2 protein-coding genes and 2 pseudogenes are annotated in these 4766 nt (G+C 50.9%); 2 read left to right on the top strand and 2 right to left on the bottom strand.

What is annotated here, in order from left to right; translation table 11 throughout:
* Together BM025_RS19285 and BM025_RS18675 are read left to right on the top strand one after the other, a co-directional pair.
* Positions 1 to 459 (top strand): annotated as a pseudogene (locus tag BM025_RS19285) (hypothetical protein); the annotation flags it as partial.
* A 499-nt stretch (positions 460 to 958) separates the two neighbouring features.
* Positions 959 to 2154, top strand: a pseudogene (locus BM025_RS18675) (IS30 family transposase).
* Between the two features lie 114 nt (positions 2155 to 2268).
* Here BM025_RS18675 and BM025_RS18670 read toward each other — a convergent pair.
* On the bottom strand, positions 2269 to 3006 hold the full coding sequence (locus BM025_RS18670) for an HNH endonuclease (RefSeq protein ID WP_085850873.1): 738 nt from the start codon (positions 3004 to 3006) through the stop codon (positions 2269 to 2271).
* On the bottom strand, positions 3003 to 4187 hold the full coding sequence (locus BM025_RS18665) for an AAA family ATPase (RefSeq protein WP_085850872.1): 1185 nt from the start codon (positions 4185 to 4187) through the stop codon (positions 3003 to 3005). Before BM025_RS18665 ends, BM025_RS18670 begins: the two co-directional genes overlap by 4 nt.
* Between the last annotated feature and the right edge of the window lie 579 nt (positions 4188 to 4766).

Genomic DNA, 4766 nt, shown 5'->3' with positions numbered 1-4766 from the left:
AAGAACAAGGAGGCCGTGTTTGAGGAACCGTTCAACGCGGGGCAGGTGTCGATGGCACGCCACTATGCGGGGTTGTATGAAGGACTTCAAAGCGGTGACCTGCGCGGCACATCTTATGGCGAACGTGTTTCCGGTGGTGGCGGTGGCGTAGATGCCGTTGTTCTGCGATTGGCAGCCCGCCAAGAGTTTGAGGCGCTTGAGCGCAAAGTCGGTCGCGGCGTGGCGATGCCGATGCGCAAGGTGCGCCCGTCAAAACGCGGTGAGGGACGTGTGTGCAAGATGATCTCGGACCTGGATGCGGTGCGGGCCGTGTGCTTGCTGGGCCTATCGATGAGTGAAGTGCTGCGCAAATATGACTGGACGGTCAGCTCGCGCAACAGCGCCGCGTTGAGAGTGGCCCTGCGTGAGGCATTGGATCGGATGCAGGGCTACAGCGCACCGACCACCGCAAGCAAATAGAGCTGCATTTCCCCAAAGGGGGGGGAGGGTCAAAAGTCCGGAAGGCTTTTGACCCTAGACCCGTGCTTCCCTTACGCGGAGATTTTTTTTGTGAGCGACGAAAAATTCAGCCGAGATTGTGGGGGGGGGGGGCTGTTTGGTGAGGCGGTTTGTGGTCCGTAGCAGGTGTGCGGGTGTTGGCGTTTTGGGGTGGGTGTGAGGAAGTGCAACAAATACAGTGTGTTATGAGGGTGCTGGGTGAGGTGTGATCTAACAGCCGCCGCATCTTTGAAGCCGCGGACGGGCAAACCGATCGCGGCATCGAGTTTGAAACGCCCTTTTAGATCCGGTGGCTTAGTGTGCGCCCCGGCGCGGGATATGCTGGTGGTTGCGTTAGGGGTATTGGTGCGTGGGAAGGCCTCGCGGCATCTCCGCCATTTTTGTAGATTGACGCAATCCACGGTGGGCTCAACCGGTGAACGCAACACTTTAGTCTTTAGGAAAAGATGGAGTGTTTTGAATGAAGTATCGTCGCAGGATTTACTATTCAGCTGAACAGCGTGCTGAGATATGGGACAGGTGGCAGCGTGGAGAGTCGATGAGATCGATTGGGCGTGTCTTTGATCGCCAATCGTCGTCAGTCTTTTCAGTCATCTCACCAACTGGTGGAATACGTCCACCGGATCGCAGACGGGTTAGGTCAGCATTGAGCCTTTCTGAGCGCGAAGAGATATCTCGTGGGCTCAGCACCAAACAGTCTCTACGCGCGATTGCGCGTCAGCTGCATCGTGCGCCGTCAACGATCAGTCGAGAGGTTCAACGCAATGGCGGCCAGACAGGCTATCGCGCAACCACATCGGATCAAGCGGCATGGGACCGGGCATTGCGGCCCAAGATGTGCAAGTTGGCTTGTCACCCCGAATTGGCCGACGCAGTATCAGCAAAGCTGCGGCGCAAATGGTCGCCCGAACAGGTTGCGGGCTGGCTTAAACGCGCATTCCCGGGGGAGGCGCACAAATAGGTGTCACACGAAACCATTTACAGAAGCCTTTATATACAGGCGCGTGGTGTCCTAAAGAAGGAACTCCTGGAGCACCTGCGTGCCAAACGCACAGTCAGGCGTTCCAAGCACGCAAGCCAGAAGCGCAAGGGCAATGGTCAGATTAAGAATGCTGTGTCCATCAGCGAAAGACCTGCATCCGTCGAAGATCGTGCTGTCCCAGGGCACTGGGAGGGCGACCTGATTGGCGGATCGAAGAACAGCTATATCGCGACCCTTGTTGAGCGGCATTCACGATATGTCATGCTGGTAAAAGTTGCCAACAAGGATACCGAGAGCATCGTTACGGCCTTGATCAAATCGGCTCAGAAGTTGCCGCGCGAGCTCTACAAGTCCCTGACGTGGGATCGTGGTAAAGAGCTGGCGGATCATCCGCGCTTCACACTAGCAACCGACGTTGATGTTTACTTTTGCGACCCTCAGTCACCCCTCTCGGCAGATTTTGATCCAAAATCGCCTGCCGGGCAATGCGTGGCCAACGAAAACACCAACCGGCTTTTAAGGCAATATCTGCCGCAAGCGGAACCGACCTATCCATCCATTCACAGGCAAAACTTAGCGCGATCGCAAGGCAACTAAACGAACGTCCGCGAAAGACCTTGCAATATCAAACGCCAGCAGAGAAGTTTGCAGAGAGTGTTGCATCGATCGGTTGAACCCACCGCCCAAAGCGGCCGTTGATTGTGATAGACAACGCTGCGGCGCAGCGCGATGAAACTTAGCTTCTCGAGTTAACCGACGTTTCTACAAAGTCGAGAGAAACGATGGATTTAAACGAGCCGTATTGCTTCACTCAATTGGTGTAGTTTTTCCAATTCTTCATCCCACAGATTTCCGGCCTTCATTGCCGCACATAAAGTTGCATAACTCGGATTTAAGTGCAGGAAAGTCGCCGCGGTTGCAGCAAACTCCGAATTCGGCTGACACTCAAGCAGAGTGTCTGTTAATATTCGGATTAAGCCATTCTTACGTCTAACCGAAGGGGTGTTAGTATATGCTTCCAGAGCTTGCTCGATAGCGAATATATTCCGCTCAATTTGACCGGTAATGTAGAACCTAGGAAGGACCATCCGTTTATAATTGTTTAGATCTAAAGTCTCTATTGTTGCTTTTCCAACATCGTCGTGATCGCGAAAATAGACCATTTGTAGATAAAGATGATCACTCGGGTCCATGTTGAAAGGTTCAACTATTGGTTCGATAACAACATCATGAGTACCTTTTTTACCGTTACATCTTTTACAGCTTGGAACTAGATTTTCCCATTTGACGACATCGTCGTTGTACTTGTCTTTATGCCGAAAGTGCTCCACCTCCATATAGGAGTCTTTTTCTTGCAGTTTGCACTCACAGTAGGCGCACTTTTTGTGTGATGCTTTTATAAGCGGGTCCGTTATTTCCGGTTTTCTCCACACTGAACTGCCGTCGGCTTTGAATTTGGCGGTTAGTTCAGTTACTTTGGCATGGGTAAGGTAGGCTGGTTTCTGAGGCCGATCTAACTTTATCAATCGTCCAATCCCCCTAGGCTTGCCATTTGTAGTGCAAGAACCTTCCTGATAGCGCTTTGTGGATGCACCGAGCCTGCAAGATGATCATATATCTTCTTTGCTTCGATTCTTTTGTTAGACAATACCGCCTGCTCGAAGTTCTTCAGGACACCTCTGAATGCACCGCTGTTGGCGTCACTCATCCCCATGATATCTTCAAGGATTTCTTCAACCGTCCACATACTTAAACCGTGTTCAAGGTGAGGAATTTCTCTGACCGTTGTGCTACCGTCATAGTCAGTTTCAAGAGGCATAACTTCACCGCTCTCCGCCGCTTGAACAATGTGGGGGCTATGCGTTGTGACAATAAACTGGGCGACCGGAAACATAGTCTGCAATGCTTGAAGAATTCTTGATTGCCAGACCGGATGTAAATGTAATTCCAATTCATCTATGAGAATGACACCATCGAACGTCTCGGCCCCAGCTACGTCACGTTCTCTGCGAAACTCTATTTCCTTAATGATCCCCCAAAAGATAGTAATACTGGTTTTGAAACCAGAAGATAGGTATTCATAAGGGATCAGCCCATCAGGCGTTCTTACCATTACCTCATTGCTCGAGGCTTCGACATGGCTGAATTGTACAGTTGGGTCGAGCACAGCAAATGATTTTTTTGCTAGTTGGAGGTTCGTTAACTGAGACGGAGTAAGTGCGTTTTCATGAGGTGAAAAAAGGTACCGGTTCACGAACCAGTTCTTAGAATCGCCGTTGGGAATGCCACTAAGGTTTCGGCCACCGACTGAACTAGCGTCTTTTAGGTCCGGATCGGATGAAATTGAGCCCAGCTTTACCCAATCAAAAAGCCTGTAGTTTCGAAGGTACAGAATATCTGAAGGAGAAATGCTGCCTCCAGTATAGTGCTGTTTTTCTGCTGGATCTGAATGTTTTACAGCTATCGAATGAGCGGCCGCACCATTGGAGCCAACAAATTCAACCGTCGCGCTTCCGCTTTCTGCCCCTACACGTTTTTTGAGGCGTTGCGAGTGGAAGATAGTGGCCATGTGGACAATGATGTCTAGGATAGTGGTTTTGCCAACACCATTTGGACCGCATATGACATTCATTTTGGGATGAAAGCCAATTGAAGCTTTAGATATTCCGCCGATGTCCTCAATCGAGAGAGTGGTCAATCTTAACATTCACAGCCCCATTAAAGTTCATCTCATCGTGTTGCCTTGCTTCGACCAGCCTAGCCGCGCCTGAGCAACCAAACAGCCGATTGGAACATTGTGTCTGAATTATGCAAGCAAGGCAACGAGAGAACAGTCGACGTAGACTGACTGTACATTTCTACTATTGGGGTTAGTTCGGTATGCCCCTCTGCAGCGAACTTCCGGTTTCCGCCCATTGTGTCGATCTACGCGAACGGCCCTTATGTATGTACCGGCTGCTGTTCGCAAATGATTTCTGGCATGTTCTCGGAAGTCGCTCATATGTATCCGGCCTGTTTATCGACACGCGGGTCGTGGCCTTGTTGGGGTTACGCACGCGCCGTGATCTCATTAGCTGCAAGGTCGATTATGACCATTTGGGCCGTCAGATTCTGGGGGCGTAATATTTCCGTTCCATGCTTTGCTATCTATCGCGAACTCCTTTGGATTGCTGCGGGTCTATCAGACGCCGATAGCAACCTCGTCTCTTGGCGCGTCAAACGCCGTTTTGTGTCTTAGAATACTCCATGCCATTCGTGCTAATTTATTGGCTAGAGCGATAGCAGC

The organism is Pacificibacter marinus (assembly GCF_900109555.1).
GTDB classification, from domain to species: Bacteria; Pseudomonadota; Alphaproteobacteria; order Rhodobacterales; family Rhodobacteraceae; genus Celeribacter; species Celeribacter marinus_C.
The sequence above is the reverse complement of the archived record's forward strand: the minus strand, read 5'-3'. Positions and strand labels throughout refer to the sequence as shown.

Bases quoted from the DNA above. Each gene is read 5' to 3' on its own strand.
- BM025_RS18665 (WP_085850872.1), bottom strand. From the start codon at position 4,187: ATGTTAAGATTGACCACTCTCTCGATTGAGGACATCGGCGGAATATCT.